At 48.2% G+C, this 19,187-nt stretch carries 15 protein-coding genes; 13 read left to right on the top strand and 2 right to left on the bottom strand.

Features of this window, described 5'->3' with window-relative positions:
- Positions 1 to 48 precede the first annotated feature (48 nt).
- The 8 genes from ACETMN_RS31975 to ACETMN_RS31940 all read left to right on the top strand — a co-directional run bounded on the left by ACETMN_RS31975 (position 49) and on the right by ACETMN_RS31940 (position 11,502).
- Complete coding sequence (locus tag ACETMN_RS31975) at positions 49 to 3,144, top strand: ATP-binding protein (protein WP_091012508.1); 3,096 nt, start codon at positions 49 to 51, stop codon at positions 3,142 to 3,144.
- Positions 3,145 to 3,405: 261 nt separating this feature from the next.
- Positions 3,406 to 4,569 (top strand): response regulator, encoded by a 1,164-nt coding sequence (locus ACETMN_RS31970; protein ID WP_411735560.1) that lies wholly within the window; start codon positions 3,406 to 3,408, stop codon positions 4,567 to 4,569.
- Between the two features lie 27 nt (positions 4,570 to 4,596).
- Positions 4,597 to 5,943: a cryptochrome/photolyase family protein gene (locus tag ACETMN_RS31965; RefSeq protein ID WP_091012512.1), complete on the top strand. Its 1,347-nt coding sequence runs from the start codon at positions 4,597 to 4,599 to the stop codon at positions 5,941 to 5,943.
- A 281-nt stretch (positions 5,944 to 6,224) separates the two neighbouring features.
- On the top strand, positions 6,225 to 7,397 hold the full coding sequence (locus ACETMN_RS31960) for an acyltransferase (protein WP_091012514.1): 1,173 nt from the start codon (positions 6,225 to 6,227) through the stop codon (positions 7,395 to 7,397).
- Between the two features lie 162 nt (positions 7,398 to 7,559).
- The gene (locus ACETMN_RS31955; RefSeq protein WP_206759586.1) at positions 7,560 to 7,736 is read left to right on the top strand and encodes a hypothetical protein; all 177 of its coding nucleotides are present in this window, start codon (positions 7,560 to 7,562) and stop codon (positions 7,734 to 7,736) included.
- A gap of 44 nt (positions 7,737 to 7,780) precedes the next feature.
- Positions 7,781 to 9,418, top strand: a complete 1,638-nt coding sequence (locus tag ACETMN_RS31950; RefSeq protein ID WP_411735559.1) for an HNH endonuclease — start codon at positions 7,781 to 7,783, stop codon at positions 9,416 to 9,418.
- Between the two features lie 301 nt (positions 9,419 to 9,719).
- Positions 9,720 to 10,355 (top strand): TVP38/TMEM64 family protein, encoded by a 636-nt coding sequence (locus ACETMN_RS31945; RefSeq protein WP_341074145.1) that lies wholly within the window; start codon positions 9,720 to 9,722, stop codon positions 10,353 to 10,355.
- 67 nt (positions 10,356 to 10,422) lie between these two features.
- Positions 10,423 to 11,502 (top strand): DUF1835 domain-containing protein, encoded by a 1,080-nt coding sequence (locus ACETMN_RS31940; protein WP_341074142.1) that lies wholly within the window; start codon positions 10,423 to 10,425, stop codon positions 11,500 to 11,502.
- A 271-nt stretch (positions 11,503 to 11,773) separates the two neighbouring features.
- Here ACETMN_RS31940 and ACETMN_RS31935 read toward each other — a convergent pair whose 3' ends face one another.
- The gene (locus tag ACETMN_RS31935; RefSeq protein WP_341074141.1) at positions 11,774 to 12,292 is read right to left on the bottom strand and encodes a cupin domain-containing protein; all 519 of its coding nucleotides are present in this window, start codon (positions 12,290 to 12,292) and stop codon (positions 11,774 to 11,776) included.
- 152 nt (positions 12,293 to 12,444) lie between these two features.
- Here ACETMN_RS31935 and ACETMN_RS31930 point away from each other — a divergent pair, with 152 nt between their 5' ends.
- On the top strand, positions 12,445 to 13,446 hold the full coding sequence (locus ACETMN_RS31930) for an NAD-dependent epimerase/dehydratase family protein (protein ID WP_192135223.1): 1,002 nt from the start codon (positions 12,445 to 12,447) through the stop codon (positions 13,444 to 13,446).
- A gap of 166 nt (positions 13,447 to 13,612) precedes the next feature.
- On the opposite strand, the gene ACETMN_RS31925 is transcribed toward ACETMN_RS31930, so the two are convergent.
- A complete protein-coding gene (locus ACETMN_RS31925) occupies positions 13,613 to 13,786 on the bottom strand; it encodes a CsbD family protein (RefSeq protein ID WP_091012520.1) in 174 nt (57 codons plus the stop codon).
- A 193-nt stretch (positions 13,787 to 13,979) separates the two neighbouring features.
- Between ACETMN_RS31925 and ACETMN_RS31920 the strand changes: the two genes are divergently transcribed.
- The 4 genes from ACETMN_RS31920 to ACETMN_RS31905 all read left to right on the top strand — a co-directional run bounded on the left by ACETMN_RS31920 (position 13,980) and on the right by ACETMN_RS31905 (position 19,090).
- Positions 13,980 to 14,912 (top strand): hypothetical protein, encoded by a 933-nt coding sequence (locus ACETMN_RS31920; RefSeq protein WP_091012522.1) that lies wholly within the window; start codon positions 13,980 to 13,982, stop codon positions 14,910 to 14,912.
- A gap of 37 nt (positions 14,913 to 14,949) precedes the next feature.
- Positions 14,950 to 16,749 carry a sigma-70 family RNA polymerase sigma factor gene (locus ACETMN_RS31915; RefSeq protein WP_341074140.1) on the top strand — a complete coding sequence of 600 codons (1,800 nt, stop codon included), beginning with the start codon at positions 14,950 to 14,952 and terminating at the stop codon, positions 16,747 to 16,749.
- A 688-nt stretch (positions 16,750 to 17,437) separates the two neighbouring features.
- Entirely contained in the window at positions 17,438 to 17,884 is a 447-nt protein-coding gene (locus ACETMN_RS31910) for a DUF1641 domain-containing protein (protein WP_017691658.1), read from the top strand.
- 24 nt (positions 17,885 to 17,908) lie between these two features.
- Complete coding sequence (locus tag ACETMN_RS31905; RefSeq protein WP_091012527.1) at positions 17,909 to 19,090, top strand: NAD(P)/FAD-dependent oxidoreductase; 1,182 nt, start codon at positions 17,909 to 17,911, stop codon at positions 19,088 to 19,090.
- The last annotated feature ends 97 nt before the right edge of the window (positions 19,091 to 19,187 follow it).

Raw genomic sequence — 19,187 nt, 5'->3', positions numbered from 1 at the left:
CGACAAAATTAGACGTCTCTCGCCATTGTGGATGGAAGGAATACATAGATGAGAAAACACTGGATTATGCTGACCATAAGCTTCATATGTATTGTCATTGTTCCGCTAGGCTGGATTGCCCAGACGTTAATTAACGAGCGTGGTAATCCCCAGGCTATGGATGGAAAAATTGACCTGACCCAATGGAACTTTGATCGTATGGGTGCAGCGTCTTTAAAGGGAGACTGGGATTTCTACCCCGGTCAGTTGCTGAGCCCGGCAGATATTGAAGCGAGTGTATCTGGCCGTAAGCCATTGCCTGCTTCGTCTGGTACTCAGGTTCCGGCCCGATGGAACCAATCTCTGGGGCAAGCGCATGGGTATGGGACCTATCATTTGCAAGTCCAGCTTACACCCCGAACGACGAAAAACGATTATGGTATACGCACGCGGAATATACGCATGGCACACCGGGTATTTATTGATGGTAAAGAGATTGGCGGCAAAGGCCTGCCAGGAATGACACCGGGAACAGATTTACAATTAAATCTGCCCTTTACGGGATTCACGTCCATTGATGGCAACACGGCTGACATTATCATTCAGGTATCGAACTATAGTTATTCTTCCGGGGGCATTGTGGCGCCCATTTTGTTTGGAGACGAGCATAGTATTCTGAAAAGCCAGCAACAAGATTGGCTCAAGGATCTGATGACCTTATTTGGTTTTATCTTGCCAGCCGCCTTTTTTCTACTTCTGTTCAGATTAAGGCGTACGGAGAGGGAGCTTCGTTTCCTCGGATTATTCAGCCTTTCTGGTGCGGTATACGCTCTGACCCATGGGGAGAAGTTACTGGGAACGTTTGTACCGTTCCTGACCAATAATGAGATGCTTCGGATTCAACTCCTTAGTTCAGCCTTTGCGTATTACTTTTTACTTCGGTATATGGATGCCCGTGTACCGGGAGCGGTTCATCAGTGGTTTGTTCGATTGGCTGTCGTGCTAATCGTTGCCCAAACCATTGTGGGTCTAACGCTTCCTCCGACGCTTTTCTCGACTTTTGAGATTCCTATGCTGCTGATCTCGCTTGTTGTCATGTTCTATTCACTGCGAGCCATGTTCTATTGGTTAAAAGGGCGTCCCAATGACAGCCATTTTGCACTGGTGAGCATGATGAGCATACTCATGGTTGTTGTGCTACACACGATTGGTGCGTTTACTGCCGTAGACACAGCATTCTTCGCGCTGATTGAACTTTTATTATTTGTAATTGCCCAGATGATTGTGACCGCAATCCGTTTCGCACAATCATTCCGGGACGTGGAAGCCCTGTCGGAGCGATTACTTGCCATTGACAGCCTCAAGGACGAGTTCATGGCGAACACGTCGCATGAGCTGCGAACTCCCCTGCACGGCATTATTAATATTGCGCAATCGATGCTGGAAGGGGCTGCCGGAGCAGTTACGCCCAAGCAAGCCAAAAATCTGTCCATGATTACTTCAACCGGCAAGCGCCTGTCACTGCTGGTTAACGACATTTTGGATTTTGCCAAATTAAAAAATAGTGAAATTGAGTTGAAACGGGTAGCTGTTGATCTGGAATCCGTTGCTCGTACTGTGGTTGAAGTCTCGGGTTTCACGTTTGAAGACAAGCCGGTTATATTGATTCAACAATGGCCCCAGTCCTTGCCACTTGTTGAGGCAGACGAAGATCGCCTAAGGCAAGTTCTGTATAACTTGCTGGGTAACGCCTATAAGTATACTGAGCAGGGTGAGATTCGATTGTACGCTAGTGTTGAAGGCGATTGGGTGAAGGTATCAGTCGCTGATACAGGGGTAGGTATTGCCTTGGACAAACAGGAGGATATCTTCCAGGCGTATGAGCAGAGTAACGGCACGATTGAGCGATTGAATCATGGAACCGGACTGGGTCTGAGTATTACGCGAAAACTCGTTGAACTTGGCGGTGGTGGGATCTGGGTTGAATCGGAGCCGGGGCAAGGTTCGACCTTTCATTTCACCCTGCCTGTGATGAAGTTGCCTCTGCTGCAATCTCATTCGAAACCAACTGTGGCACGATATGTTGCTGCACAGGGGGCGGGGGCAAAGGAGTTTGTGACAAGAGAGTCAGATGAGCAGGAAGATCTTGCAGAATCCGAGCACACGATTCTGATTGTAGACGATGATCCCGTCAATCGACAGGTTTTGCTTAACCTGTTATCGACGGAACGGTATCGTGTGATTGCAGCGGACAGCGGGCCCACTGCATTGAAACTCCGTGAAGAATTCCCGTCCATTGATCTTGTTATTACGGACTGGATGATGCCTAAGATGTCCGGGCTTGAGTTATGTCGCAAGTTGCGCGAGCACAGTTCCTTGTCTGAGTTGCCGATTCTGATGCTCACTGCCCGAGGGTTGCCTGAGGATATCAAACACGGATTTCAGGCGGGAGCCAATGACTTTCTGAGCAAACCGGTGGATGCTGGTGAATTGCGAGCCAGAGTTCGGACGTTAATTGAAATGCGGAGTTCGGTGCAGGAAGCTATCCGGACCGAAATGGCCTTTTTGCAGGCCCAGATCAAGCCTCACTTCCTATATAATGCACTCAATGTCATTATCGCGACCTGTGCAGTGAATCCGGACAAAGCAACCGATCTGCTGATTGAACTCAGTCATTACCTGCGCGGAAGTTTTGACTTCCAGAACAGGGAGCGGCTTGTTCCTTTGACCAAAGAGCTGGAATTGGTGGAATCGTATGTGCATCTGGAACAGGCCAGATTTGAGGAAAGACTGGTGATTGAATATGAGGTGGAACCGGATGTGCAGCTCTATCTGCCACCTCTAAGTATCCAGCCACTTGTGGAGAATGCCATTCGACACGGCGTGATGGAGCGGGCAGCCGGCGGGACAGTTCATCTTAGGATTTTCAAAGAGAGTGAGCATGTGGTTGTACAGGTTCAGGATGATGGTGTGGGTATCCCTCCCGAGCGTATGGCTCAGGTCAAGTCTGGGAACACCGAAGGTCCTGGAGGTGTCGGGCTGCAAAATATAAACCGTCGCCTGATGTCCCTCTATGGTCAGGGACTGGAGATTCATAGCCATGTGGGTAAAGGCACACAGATTCGGTTCCGCATCCCTGTGCAAAAGGTGGATTATGCCAAATAGTGTGCCGAGTTAAGCAATTATGGTTAACAGACTAGGGGGTGTCTGAAAACTCCGAAGGAAGCAGATTTTGCCGAATTTTCGTTCCAAGCCAGGAAGTTTTATGCAGGCGTGCCGGGGCACGTCAAGGGAAAGTGACGCAGCAGGGGGCGAAAAGGCGGTAAAAGATGCACTTCAGCGAGTTTTGAGACACGCCCTAATAAGCGGATGCCGATAAAATCGGCATTCTAATTGAATCTTTCATGGCAGGAGGCTGAAAGAACGGTGAGAGCCATTGTGATCGATGATGAGAAGCCAGCGCAGCTTCATCTGGAGCGACTACTACGAACGGACGGACGAATTACACCCGTGCAATGTTTTTCGACAGCTCGTGATGGTCTGCATTTTCTGGCAAAGGAACGTGTAGATGTTGTATTTTTGGACATTGGAATGCCGGAGATGAATGGCCTGGAAGCGGCTGAATATATACAGCAATTGGATCAGAGTATTCGTATTATCTTTGTTACGGCTTATGCGGACCATGCAGTGGAAGCATTTGAACTGCATGCACTGGATTATGTACTGAAACCGGTAAGCTCGACCCGATTGGCCAAAACCGTTGATCGAATCGCGGGCATAATGTCGCATCATTCCCAAGTTGCAGCCACCGCCGAGGTACAGGGATCGGAACCCGTACCTGGGGAGTTGGATACTGAAGTTCCGGGGCTGCTAACGTTCAAACATCTGGATATCTACAGAAGTTTGGATCAGGGTGCCAAGAAACATAAGTGGCGCACAACCAAATCACAGGAATTGTTTGCTTTTTTGTTTCATCACAGGGAAGAATGGGTAAGCAAGGAGATTCTGCTGGATAAGCTATGGGGTGATGTTTCCCAGGAAAAGGGATTAACCCATCTACATACTTCCGTGTACCAGATTCGAAAGCTTTTTAAGGAATGGAACATGACAGGCAAGCTGGAGTACAATATGAACCGTTATCGTCTGTTATCAGGCAATCTGGTAAGTGATGTGGATCAATTTGAAAAAGCCATGGTCTACAACGTCATCACATCAGACAATATTGGTGACTTGAAGCATATGATTCCGCTTTATCGTGGCGATTATCTGGAAGAGCATGATTATCGTTGGGCACAGGCCAAAGCAAGGGAACTCAGACGCAAGTATACAGCGCTGGTTATGGATATCGCGAGATGGGACATGGAGCATGGGCGTTGCAAGGAAGCGATTGAGCAATTAACGATATTGCAGGAACGGGAGCCTTATTCGGAAGAGATCTGCCGACTCATGATGGAAGTGTATGCATCCATGGATGATCAGCAAGGCATACTTCGTTTGTATCATTCATTTACATTGACATTAAATGAGGATCTGGGACATCAGCCAGAGCCGGAAACAAGCAGGTTATATCAGAGCCTGACGGATAAATAGACGTAAGATCAGACAGGAGGGTGGGGCATGAAGCTATTCATACACCGCAAAGACTTGCGTACGGATGATCTGGCCGCATTCGACTATTTGCGGGAACACCAAGAAGAGAGTGTGCATATTCTCATCTATGATTCATTCCTCCTGCGGCAAGGCCGAGAGAAGGAACACAGCGGTGTGAATTTCAGGCAGCACGCAGCGGAATTAGGCAGGCAGTATCTTGAAGCCAAACGAAAACTGCATGTTGCTTACGGCAAACCGGCTGAAGTGGTTGAATTCATCCTGAACGAATTCAAAGGTGAGATTGACGAGATTGTGGTCCATCGGGACATGACGCCATATGCAATCGAGCGGGATAGGGCCATACGCAAAGTCAGTGAGGTGCACGAGGTTTCGTTCACACAACTGACGGATCATCTGCTGATGGATCTGAATGGATTTGCCAATTTCACGGGCAAGTCGGAGCCTTATAAGGTATTTGCGGCTTTCCATCGGCGGTGGGTGGAATTCATGAATGAACATCCCAATCCTCCTTCGGCAACAACCGTTGCCGAGTTGAAGGTGAATGATCGTCCGATTGAATGGCCGGATGCGATGAGGGTACCTCCGGAGTTGCTGGAGGGCAGTGGTTCGAATGACGAGGACCCGCATCTGCTGTTGGATGAATTCTTATCGGATCGAATTGCTGAATATGGGGATCATCGAGATGAATATGAGGCTTACGAGCCGAGCCATCTCAGTTCGTATGTAGCGGTTGGAGCCGTGTCTATCCGCAAAATGTACGATGCCGCGAATCGCACGGCGGAAGCTGGAGAGTGGATCAGGCAGCTGTGTTTCCGCGACTTCTATCTGTATCGGGCGGTCTATGAGAGTCACTATTTTACATATGAAAAGGTGTACGATCTCTCGTCCCTCCATGACGATCATTTTGAACGGTGGTGCAAGGCGGAGACAGGCATTCCGATTATTGATGCAGCGATGACGGAACTGAATGAAACCGGTCATATGCCGAACCGGTTGCGGATTCTCACGGCGATGTTTCTCACCAAAAACCTGCAATGTCCGTTTACCTTGGGTGAAGCCTATTTCAGGCGCAAGCTGAGTGACTATGATAACATTCAGAACCGTGGTAATTGGCTATGGTGTGCCTCGCTTGGGGAGAATGCGGCTCCGTATTTTCGGGTGAACAACCCGGTAACGCAGTCCGAGAAATATGATCCGCAAGGCGATTATATTCGCAAGTGGTTACCCGAGTTGAAAGATTTGCACAGCAAAGACATTCATCAGCCACGCAAGGATGCCATTGTTGATCTGAAGGCATCGAGACAGGCAGCAATTGAGGTGTACAAACGGATTCTGGCCAGTCGTGGGAAGTAGACTCAGTCAGGGGTGTGATCATGTCCCAACCCAAATTTACCATTCTCATCCGGTTGATCCAATATTCATTTGGTTGAGAGCAGGATGTTCCACAGACCGCGTACTCGCGGTCTTTTTTACATATATAGACATGAAAATAGTGTGAAATGTGTTGGAAATTTAGGAATTGTTAAGAAAATGGACTATCCATCTTAAGCATTATGGCTTTTAATAGATAGAGAGCTTTATTGTATTAAGTCATATCTGACATATTGACGAACACATTAAGGAGAAACGTAAACATGAGTGAAACACTGAAAAGAGAGCGAATCCCAGAGCTGAATCTGGTGCGTGCCATGGCAATTATCGGCGTACTGTGCGTGCATTCCACGTCCTATGCGACGGTGGACATGACGGGTTCAGGCTACTACTGGCTGTACAACTTTATTAATATCTTTATGAAATATGGTACGCCAACCTTTATTTTTATGAGCAGTTTTGTACTGTTCTATAACTATTATTCCCGTCCGCTGGATAAGAAACTCGTAAGTAATTTTTACAAGAAAAGATTCGTGTATATATTGCTTCCGTATTTCCTGTTTTCATTAATGTATTTTGTGTTGCTGCATTTCACGCATTATCAGGGCCGACCTTTCGGCGAATCGGCAGTAAGTTTTATCACGAAATTGTTTACAGGTAAGGCCTATACACATCTGTACTTTGTGTTTATTAACATGCAATTTTATCTGTTATTCCCATTGGTGTTATGGTTGCTTAAGAAATATCCTTCTGTGGTGAAATGGTCTGTTCCGATTGGACTAATGATTCAATGGGCATTCATCGTAAGTAATAAATATGGATTCCAGGTACCCAACAAGGGAAGCTGGGCTTTCTCGTATTTTTCCTATTTCATGCTGGGTGCTTTTATCGGGGTGTATTTCCCTAAAATCAAGCAATGGTTTGTCATCAGTCGGGCCAATGCAACCAAAGGGCGCGTAGCTTCATGGATTCTGCTCTGGGCGGTGTGGATCATTGCCGGACTTGGCCATGTGTATATCTATTATCTGCTGCGTCTGAAGATCGCAACGTATAACACACTGTGGTATGAATTCTTCTGGAATGTGCATACCTTTGCTTGCGCGCTGGTGCTTATCCAAATTGCCTATCTGCTCTATCGCAAAGGGCCGTCACTCATCGTCAAGCCGCTGAATCGGCTTGGGGCATTGTCTTTTGGCATCTATCTGATCCACCCCTTCTTCCTGCTGGTGTATCGTGAATTTCCACCGCAAACAGGAGTCTCTTGGTTAGTGCATTTGTGGTATGCGGGAGGATTCGGTGTAGCTCTGATCGCTTCGTGGATTGTCGTTGGATTGACGGCAAGGTTCGTTCCCTATGCATGGGTCATCTTTGGCAATCTGCCAAAACCGAAACCGCGACTGGTCCCACAACAGAAATCGGGCCAACTGGACGTTTGATAAGATGTATTTCCAACACAGGAATAATGAACCGTTTCTTGGTCGACCTTAGGGGAGAGCAGGAAGCGGTTTTTTTGATGTATGCAGATATGTGTAATGTGGGGAACGAGTGTTTCTTTTTCATGGTTGAGGGGTAATCATAAGGCGGAACGATAATACATTATGGATAACAGGATTAAGGTGAATAACATGACAACATGCGAAAAATGCGGGAGACCGATGCAGGATATATTGGAATATGTGGAACACATTCTTCACGAATGCAGTGAACAGATACAGGAGTACAACTCGAAAGATTATCAGGCCTTTGGCCATGAGGGTGTTCGCGAGCAGATGTGATACAATAGAAAGAAACCGGATTCATACGGAACCGAGGTGACAACATGGAGACGGGTCCAGCCCCTTTCCGGCAAGGAAAGACGGAACAAGAAGCGCGACTGAGCAAAACGTGTATGTATTGCGGACAACAGCGGCCGATGTCCGAATTCCGGCGCAGAACCGGAAAGCGGGCAGGTCCCGGAGCCAGGCGGGGAGCCTGCCGCAGCTGTCGCCAGCTTGGTGGACAGGCTGCTGATCACGAGTCAGGTTCAAGCGTCGGACGAACGAATGAACGGATGGAGCGTCAAAGGGATGGCTTGGAGACACGTGCTGTTACTGCCAGACCCTCTGCATCTGCGAGAAATGAGGCAGGTCGTACCTCCCACGGTATGGAGCATGGAGCTGCTACGGTGTCTGAGTCTGACAGAAGTCTGGTGTCTCAATCGTCAGTAGACTCAAGTTCTTCGAATGACGATGAACGCGCTGAGTTGGTGACTTCGCCCCCCTCTTCTTCGGGTATACGGAAGAAGAGGAGAAGACGGAGGAAGAGCAACCGATCGGAGAGCATAACGGGAAATGAACTGAGAGAGACGAGTCTGGAGCAGGATGGCTCCGCGGGTGAGGTAGGAGATGAGCCACAGCCAGGTGAGCACTGGCGTGGGGAAGAAGGGCATTCGCAGGGGCATGCTGCTGCGAATGAAAAAGGCACTGCACAGCGGGCTGGCGCGCGCGCAGCCGCTGCAGTGCAGGCCGCCGAACAAGCTGCGGCGGCCCACCAAGCTCTGCTGCCTGCTGAGCCGCAAGGCCCGGCAGCAGAGCCCATGGCTGCGGATCAACCGACCGCAGCCAAACGCAAGCGCAAGCGGCGCCGCAAGCGTGCTGCCGCGCTCGCGCCCGGCGCAGGGCAGGCCCGCAGCATCGCTGCTGAGGCCCATGCGCCGGCACTGAGCGACCGTGGCGATGCCACCACGGTCGTTGCACCTACGGCGGCGGAGGCACAGCCTGCCGCCACCGGGCGCGAGCCTGGGCAAGCGCCGGGGGCTGCTGCGGAGGCAGGGCCTCCTGCGCCCGTGCGCCAGCCTGGCTCGCCAGGGTCCAAGTCGCGCCAGGCGCGCAAGGAGCGTGCGCCCAAGGCGAACGGCGAAGACGCTGCCCGCGGTGCATCCGGGCAGCGACCCGCGCATGCCAGCCGCAGCCACGGAGCTGGCACGGATGGCCGTCCCCGCCGCCAGACCCCGTCGGCTCCGGTAGCCATCGACCCGGAAGATCCGGCTTCGCTCCGGACCAACCGGCAAGGCATGGTACGGATGCGCGGCAAAACGGACAAGGGACGTCGCTGGCATCAGGAAGTGGACATGGAACTCGCGGTCACACTGGTGAAGGAAAAAGCTGCTGTGGTGGTCAATCGGTACACGATTCGCCGATTGTTCAGCAACAAGGATTTCAAGCGGTATATTCTGACGCGGGATCACTACACCTGTTACTTCTGTGGATCGTATGGGGACACAATCGACCATCTGCTGCCGCGTGCCAAAGGTGGGCATACCACCCCACTTAACTGTGTCTGCGCCTGCAATCTCTGCAACCAGTCCAAAGCGGCAATGGATGCTGAAGAGTTCATGCGTTCCGGGATTCCCGAATGGAATGCTGCCCATCAGGCAGAATTGATTGAACTCGCAATGCAGGAAGCGCAGCTGGAATGAGGATGATATACTCCCGAAGATGAAATCGGGTTTTAATATGAAGAGCACACCAAGACCACAAGAGGGTCGGGGTGTGCTTTTTGGATTTCATTTAGATTTTGGTGGGAAGTCAGTTCACTGTGCAATAAATTTCTTCAAATTGACAACGGTGTTCATCGAAGATGTACGTTATACTGGGAGGGAGTTACGTAAGAAGCTTCATCATTCAGTTGAATGATGAAATGTATAGTGAACATCAAGCCTAAGAACATAGACTGTATAGATTGGATGGATGCAGATGACCCCAGCAGCATTGGATATTATGTCATATATTACGGAAGAAAATATTCGTTTCTGGCTGGAGAAGTTTCGCTCCCTGGGCCCGTTACCGGGAATTTTGCTTACGTTTATGAAATCATTTGTACCGCCGCTTCCAACGCTGTTGATTGTGGGTGTAAACGGCGCGGTATACGGTCTGTGGGCAGGGTTTTTATATTCATGGATCGGCATGGTCCTCGGTTGCACTGTTACATTCCTGATCGTACGGGAGATTGGGAAATCCGCTTTTGTGGAACGATGGGCACGCAAACCTCGTGTGCAACGCAGCATGGTGTGGATTCGAAGGAATGCATTCAGTTATGTTTTTCTGCTGAGTATCTTCCCGGTAGGTCCATTTGTCATTATTAATGTGGCGGCAGGTATCGCGCGAATGCGATTGTTATCCTTCCTGCTGGCAGTGGGCTGTGGTAAAGCGATCATGATTTTCTCTGTGACGTATATCGGTTCCAATGTGGAACAATTTCTGGAGCACCCTGTACGCTGGGTAGGTGTATTACTGTTCATTGCGGTATCTCTGTGGGCAAGCCGCAAACTGGAGCGACATTTTACCCGGTCATCGTTAGATAGTGAAGATCTACATGATCTGAATCAACCAGCGGGAAAATCGATTTCCTCATAAACAAAGGAATATCAGTGTTCAGATATAGTTTCTGTCAATATTGACGTTAGCTTGAAGGAGGATCAGCATGATTGATGATATCTTTGCTTTCAGTCGATGGTTGAATCGCATGAATGAGAATGAACTTCGTTCAGCACTGCGTGTGCTTTATATGAAATCAGCACAGGTGGTCAAGCGGCAGGAAGAGCAAGGCGAAAAGGTGGATTTTGCGGACGCGGTACAGTCACTGTTTAGGAATATGGATACCCCGTTTGATTTGGGGCGTCTGGAACAACAAGCTCTCGCCGAGGTCGACAAGCCAAATGAAATTCATATTACGTTTGGAGAATCACCTCTGAGTAGTCTGAAAATGGGAATGAGCACGTTACCTAATCAGGAAAAGCGGAGCTTTTTCTCTATGGATGATGATTATGCTGTGGGTCCGTTAGGTGATCTGGCCCATCGTGCAGATTTGCAGCGCAGGCATCTTTGGCTGACCGAACGAATGTGTCTCAGTGACCGCGAGGCTTATGCCATGCATGAGCTTGAATCAATATATGAGCTTAACTCCACAATGCAGTCTATTGATTCCAAGACGTCAATCATCATCTGGTATTCGAATAATGCACGTGAGAAGACGGGACTGCTCTATGCGATGCATCTATTGCGCAGCAGTAAGAGTCCAATATATCTGATCGAAACGAGCGGCTTATATCAGCAATTATTCAATAGACCTGATGTTCAATATGATGTGCTCCACACAGGCGAGATTCTTCCGGAAAAGCTTCTGGCGATGTGGCAAGTCTGCTCTGGGCAAGAGCCGCTGTCCAAGCAAGAACGCCTCCAACTGGAACAGGATTGGCTGGAACTTTCGGTACAGCCCGGACTATTGCGTATGATGGAGAATGGTGAGATTCGAAGTCTACCTGAAGATGCGTTGGACGAGTACATTATGCAGAAGGTAAGGGAACTGGCACCGAACTGGGAGCCAGGAAAGTATATCCGAGCAGCTCGTATTGTGGGCGAAGTGATTGGGACGAGCAGCCAGCATATAGGTGATGCGTTCGTGGAGTACCGTCTACGACAACTGGTGCTGAAAGGCCGACTTGAGATGGATGGAAAGCCACTTGCAATGAGGTATTACAGTGTTCGGCCTGCCGAACGCTGAAAGGCCTAAGGCTGAAACGTACGGATAGAAATCAAGATACGTGATCGAATAGTTTGAAAAAAGATCTGGGCATTTCCTTCCGCAATCAGGAAGGTTATCACGAAGTTTCTCCGATACCAGATGTTTATAATTCCCACTTAAATAGACTGTTCCACCGGTGGATAACTCCTACATTTCCGGGGAACAGTCTATTTGTTTCTCGTTAAAAACTGAACCAACTTCAACTGTGCATGGTCCAATAGTATTCTTTTCTTCATTTTCTTCATATCGGTTATGAATTCTTCCCATTCCAAATTTCCATGAGTGGCCCATCCTGACCATAGACAGGATCGGTATCCGGGATCGGAACCTCTCGGATTTCCTGAAGAGCCTTGGCACGATCGTTTTCCTCACCTGTGCGTGTGTTGTAACTCATGCCGCCCGGGTAAGCACCGGCAATACGAAAATCAGTACTGGCCTCCAGACGTTTATGCCCTGTCCCGGCAGGAAGCACGACAACGTCGCCTGTTTGAAGATAAACTTTCTGCCCATGTCCTCCGCCTAGAATCAGTTTCACGAATCCACTCACCACAGCAAGAGCTTCATGAGCATTACTATGATAATGATGATAATTGAACACACCATTCAACCAGCTATTTCCCCATCCATGACGGTTCAGCAACGATTCTGCATGAAAAGCCTCTTCAGCCCATACGTTTTTATACAAAAGCACAGGCAGGGTCGGATGATTGGGAATTACACCGTCATCCTGAAGGAATAACGTCTCTATGTCCTTTTTTCGTTCATTCATCTCACATCACCTCACTATAAATTACCCGATAACCTCAAGGACGAACAAAAAACAATTGTAAAATGATACAAAATGTATCATTTTAAGGTTATACTCAGTACATAAACTCTCTTCAATGCACTCGTTGTATAAATCGCAAGGGGGAATCGTGTGTGAACATTGTTATTACAGGGGCTTCTGGATTTGTGGGATTTAATCTTTCACAGTATTTGGCGCAAAAGGGGCATCGAATTACCCTTCTGGATCGGGATGATTATTGTCAGAGGCTGGTTCATATCTCTCCTCTGCATGAGATGCCGTTCATCTGTTGTAACCTTGCATCGGACCGGATTCATCTACCTCCAGGAACAGATTACATCATTCATCTGGCGGCCATGCCACACGTGGATTATTCGTATCATCAGCCAGGGGAAGTTTTCCGCAATAATACACTCAGCACACAGGCCATCCTGCAATATGCTACGGAACATCACATTCCAGTCTTGCTGGCTTCATCCGTTGAAGTGTATGGCGGTGATTGGGGCAGAGTCTATCATGAATCAGATCCGTATGCACCCGTCTCTCCTTATTCCGCATCCAAAGTTGCCTGTGAAATGCTGGCTCACTCCTACGCTCAATGTTACCAGCTTCCAGTCAAACTCTTTCGTTTGACCAACCTCTATGGACCCTGGCAATTACCAGACCGTATTATTCCCCGAAATTTTGGTCGGATGTTGGACGGACTGCCTCTGGATATTCAGGGATCGGCAGTGCGTGATTTCTTGTATGTGGATGATGCCCTCCGGGCCATTGAACAGATTATGCTGAAAGGCAAAGACGGACAGGTCTACAACATATCGACAGGGCTTGGAACAACCATGCAGGAGATCGGGGAGATATTGAAACCAATGGATCGATCCGTAGCTGCTGTAGAGATCCGGGAGCAAGAACCAACCCAGTCCAGAGGGTCGAGTCTGGTCGTGCACTCAGGCAGATTGCGAGCGGAATTGGGATGGTTACCGCAAACCACGTTGGAAAAGGGATTGGAAAAAACTTTCCGTTGGTATCGGGAACATCCCGAATGGGTCAGACAGTTCAGCCGTGAATACCATACAACAAGGGAAACGCGCAGTTTCATTATCGATATGGCAAGATACGCAGTTCCAGCAGTATAAAATGCACAAAAAAAGCCAGGGAAGGGTGTATTGAGTAACACCTTCCTTGGCTTTTTTGCGCCTCCGTCTCATTTTCGGATAGCTTCCGAACACGGACGGTCAGGCTATTTTAAAACGATCTATTGCACGAAATCTTCGTGCTTTCTGAGTTTTACATCAAAAGGATCTAGTGATCTTTTTTAATGTCGGCAATTTTATCCTGTACAGCACCTTTGGCTTTGTCTTTTTTACCCTCAGCCTGAAGGGATCTGTTATTGGTTGCATTACCGATCTGATCCTTCACTTCGCCTTTGGCCTTGTTTACGCCTGCTTTGATTTTATCGCCAGTTGAATTACTCATATCGAACATCTCCTTCGTTGTCTGGTGTAGTCCTTATTAACCGGGATGTCCGGATTCTAAACGTTCATTATTTCAGGGCGGTCAGAAATTTGTTCTGGATATTCTGTCAGAAATGATCTGTACGAAGAGTCAGTATAAGTATAGGCATTGCTTAATCGCGTGCTTCATTAAAGGAATGAGAGGATGTTATGATATGAGCAATTATATTGGAAATGGTGCGTATTGCTACGCCAATTCAGCTTCAATGCTGCTGTCGTCCGTTGGAGAAAAGATAGATCCCGGTCTGCTCGAAACCATCGGTGGCTTTTCACTAGGGGCCTTTCGAACGCAGGAAGATATGCTTTTTTTTGATAACTGTACATCCAGTCCTGATCTGGCCATCAGCAAGGCGATGAGCATTCTGGGATTTAGGGTGTGCGAAAGTGTGCAAGCACGGGGTACAGAGATGCCTGTAGACGAGCTAAGAGAGGCTTTGAAGCAGGGCCCTGTAATGATGGGTCCGCTGGATATGGGCAAACTCGTTTACAATCCCAACTCTCCCAACCTGGGTGGTAGCGATCATTATGTAGTTGCGCTCAATATGAGGGGCGATGAAATATGCCTGCATGACCCAGCGGGATTCCCCAATGTACTCCTGACACTGGATAAACTTGAGGAAGCATGGAAGTCTGAATTCCCATGGAGTAGTGGTGTGTATCGACGATGGTGGAGTCCTGAACGCATTGAACATCCTGATCTGGAGGAGATTAACCGCCGGGCTTTTACTTGGTTCAAATCAATCCTTACAGAACAGACCCATGATATTGCTGCACAGGAAGGACGAACCGGAGCTTCAGCCATTCTGCATAAGGCGGAACAGGTTCGTACTGGAGCAATCGATGGTAATGAGTGGGCTCATTATGTGTATTTTGCTCTGCCAGTAGGCGCACGTCGTGCCCATGATTATGGTTTGTTTTTTAAAACAATCCATCCTGACCTTTCTGCTTTGAAATACGCACAATCCCGCCAATTCGGGGAATGCCAATCCCGTCTTGTCTCTCGGAACTGGGAGGCTGCTGCGACAATCATGGTGGCACTCGCGGAGACGGAAGCCATGATCGAAGCTTCTATTTTGAAGATGGAGTAATGAAAGTGAAGCGGCGCTATAAGAAAGGGAGATATACATGGATGGATTAACTAACAATCGCCATATCAGGCCAGGGGAAGATGAGATATTAGAGGATCGGCAAAAGGAGCCGGATATCGCGCTTATCCAACGAGCCCAAACGGGGGATACAGAGGCCTTTGGAGAGTTGATTTACCGTTACCGTGGGCAATTGTTTCGTTATGTGCGAGCACTTACGTATGATTCTTATCTCGCAGAAGACATTTTACAAGATGGGCTTATTCGTGCGTTCATTCATATGGGACAGCTTCAGAATGCTGAGCGTTTTATGGCCTGGATGCAGCGCATTGTGCGTAATCAGGCATACTCACATATGCAGCGCCAAAAGCAGCTGCGGGAAGAACATTTTTCTTCATTCTTTGCATTTGGATTTGGAGCCGATGATGCCTCATGGAGCGATCAAGACTCGCTCGACATCACGCTGAATCATCTTTTGAATGACTCGAATCGGACATCGCAGGAGACAGGCTATGATCCGTATCAAGCTGTTGCTCAGCAGGAAATGAGGAACAATCTCCACAGGCTGTTGGCTTGTCTGAATGAAAGAGAACAACAGGTCTTCACATCATATTGGATGGAGCAGCTGTCAGCGCAAGAAATGGCCTGCAAATTCAATCTGACAATTGCCAATGTGTATCAAATTCTGTCCCGTTCACGTAAAAAAGTGTCTCAGCTTCATATTCATTTATCTGTAGAGGAAATGCTGGCAGAGTGGAATTCACTCGGGCAAAACCGAGTGACTCTGGAGGAACCCCTTTCGTTTCGTGCTCCCCAAACCTGGAACTCGGCAGCAGCGTCCATTCACGAGATGTTAGGTTATATCGGTCCATCTCCATCTCTCCCCATGGTTATGGGGATGAGTGGACTTTCTTTTCGTCTGACCATCCTGCCTCAGGACATACATATCGCTGGACCTACCGCCTATAACTTCAAAGAGGTGCTTACAAGAGGATTGCAACATATGGGTTATCGTTCCCATGCAGTTGAGGCTTTGGCGAGCGAAGCGGGTCTCAATGCCAATCTGGTCGATCCTTTGATGCTAGAGGAGAAAGCGAAAGGGAAAAGGTTGCTTAATCCAAGACTTGTCCAGGCCCTCTCCCTGATACGTTACGCGATTCATCGGGGAATTCCGGCCGTTGTGTGGGACCTGAATATTCCCGAATTCGGGTTGATCTATGGTTATGATGATGCAGCCCGGACCCTATACGGTACCGATTTCATTAAATCAGGAACAATTCCCTATGATCATGTAGGCCGGGGTGTGAATCAGGAAGTATTTGTACTGGCAGCGGAATCGGATGGCATGATACGAGAAATGAACTTGCACGGGGCACTGACAGCTGTGTTGGCTCATTATCGTGGAGAGGACCCGTATACCTTGCCGAACACAGTCAGTGGTGTGGCTGCCTATGCAGTCTGGAGAGAAGCCCTAGAATACAGAAGGGTAGAACCAAACGGTCACGCCTATAACATTGCGGTTTTGTGGGATGCAAGACGTTATGCAAGTGAGTTTTTCAAAGAAGTTTCTCTAAAGTGGGCTTCGAATGCCTGCTATTCCAGTTTAATTCCATTCTGTCTTCAGGCAGAAGAGTTATATCGAAACATGTCCCAAAAGTTAAATACACTCGTGGAATTATTTCCTTTTCCAGATGGAGGACTACCTAATGAGAAGCTTCATGCTGATCAGGCTATCTCGATACTTCTGGAAGTGGAGGAATTGGAGCGAGCCGCTGTCGTTGTAATAAAAGCGTTGCTTGAAGGAATGGATCAGCATTCCCCAGAAATAGTTATGGTGTGACCTAATTGTAACGATCAGATTGGGCAAACAGCGGAAACAAATATCAGGAGGCAGGGCGATACGTCAGGCCTTCTTTCTGTCTTTTTTGCATTCGTGACGCAAGAGGTTCATACTTGAAATAGAAAAGATGTCTCCATGATGGAATAAGGCTGCGCTCATCGCTGCATAATAACGACAGTGACCAATTTCGTTGCATGATTATCGAGATATTGGAAAACAATTCCTGAAATTTTGGATAAACGAATCCTTCCTTGTGTACATATCGCACATCTGGTCATATGTGATCTTGTCTTAATACCACATGTGGTAGGAATACGGATCTTGGACAGGAGGATCGGCGGATTTAGTCTGTCTTCATGGGTTGACAAAAAGATCGATTTTGTTACAATGTTCACAATATCTTCACAAGTGTAAAAAATTTCTTTTTCATGTTCATGTGTAAGAGGTGTAATATAGGGGTATAGAGTTCGGTTTCGGCCTGCTTGTCGTTTTGTGCGTCAACACATGTTGTCCGCAATAGATCCAAGATACAATGCATGATATGGGAGTGGCCCTGAGCTACGCTCATCCTATTGTGTGAAATTTGGTACATTTAGATGTATTCGATGTATTTTGTGGTTCGGCTCTGCTTGACAGGCATCATGAAAGTCGCGGACTTCTATCCCAAAGTAAAGGAGGACTTTCTCTTATGTCACAATCGCCTACTCAACAAGAGGTGCCAGTTACAGAAGGTGCCAACGTTTCCGAGCGCCAGTCCTTGGACGTTCTGGATCAACTGATGAAGCCTGAGGTACAGGAGTCTTTAACCGTTCTGGTGGAGAACCTGCCTAAATTGGCTGAAATGGTTACTGCTATGACGAAAGCTTATGACTTTGCACAAAGTGTAGCAACAGACAAGGTTCTGATCAGCGACACAATGAGCGCAATGGGCGAGTTCGCTAAGCCTGTTGTAGACAAAGCTAAAGGGGTAGCTTCTGCTGCCATCGAAGCCAATGACCGTGCGCAAACAGAGCAAACTTCAGTTGGCTTGTTCGCTATGCTGAAAATGCTTAAAGATCCAAACGTACAACAATCGCTTCGTTTTGCTCAATCTTTCCTGAGCATCCTGAACGAGCGTCAACAACCGAAACGTTAAGACTTAGAAGAACGGAGGATGGATATGTCGAAGCAAATTTTGATCTTGGGTGGAGGATACGGCGGTCTGTTGACTGCATTGACTGCACGTCAATACTTGTCTCCGGAAGAAGCGACAATTACTGTCGTTAACCGTTACCCTACACACCAAATTATCACGGAACTGCACCGTCTTGCAGCGGGAAGCATTGCTGAACAAGCTGTTGCTCTTCCACTTGAAAAATTGCTGCGTGGCAAAAACGTGAACTTGAAAATCGATACGGTGGATACAATCAAGCCGGACGAGAAAAAAGTTCTGATGACCAGCGGCTCCACATACTCTTACGATGCACTTGTTGTTGCCTTGGGCAGCGAAACGGCATTCTTCGGAATTCCGGGATTGCAAGAGTACAGCTTCACGCTCAAATCGGTTAGCGATGCAAACCGTATTCGTGCACACGTTGAAGCACGTCTTGATGCTTACAAACAGTCCGGCAACAAAGCAGACGCTACGTTTGTTATTGGTGGCGGCGGCTTGACAGGTATTGAGCTTGTTGGCGAATTCGCTGACCTGCTTCCTGCAGTATGTCAAGAAAAAGGCATCGACTTCAAAGAAGTATCCCTGTACACCGTTGAAGCAGGTCCTTCCATCCTGGCAGGATTCCCGCCAGAGCTGGTTGACCGTGCGAAAGCAAGTCTTGAGAAACGTGGCGTTAACTTCATCGTTGGCGTAGCGATTACCGAGATGAAAGAAAACGAAGTTCTGCTGAAAGACGGCAGTTCCATCCCTACGAACACACTCGTATGGACAGGTGGCGTACAAGGCAACGCGGTTGTTGCTAACAGCGGAATTGAAGTGGATCGTGGCCGTGCGAAAGTTACGGAAGTTCTGCAATCTACTTCTCACAAAGACGTGTTTGTTGCTGGTGACAGCGCAGTGGTCTTCCCTAGCGAAGGCGCTCGCCCATACCCTCCAACAGCACAATTGGCTTGGCAAATGGGTGAGACTATTGGTCACAACTTGGGTGTTATGTTCAAAGGTGGCGCAATGGAATCCTTCACACCAGTATTCTCCGGTACGCTGGGAAGTCTGGGTCGTAAAGATGCTGTCGGCATGATCGGTGGCAACCAGACTCGTCTGAAAGGTCTGCCTGCAACCATGATGAAAGAAGCAAGTAACATCCGTTACCTGGCTCATATTCACGGTTTGTTCGCACTGGCTTACTAATCTTAAATGCTATTCAAGGGCGCCCTTTTGGGCGTCTTTTTTAGTTGTCCCGATGGCAAGGAATCACAGATATTCAGATGTGAAAAAGGTATGGCAG

This window comes from Paenibacillus sp. M2 (genome assembly GCF_046713495.1).
Classification (GTDB): domain Bacteria; phylum Bacillota; class Bacilli; order Paenibacillales; family Paenibacillaceae; genus Paenibacillus; species Paenibacillus amylolyticus_B.
This window is presented reverse-complemented; position numbering and strand designations above follow the sequence as displayed.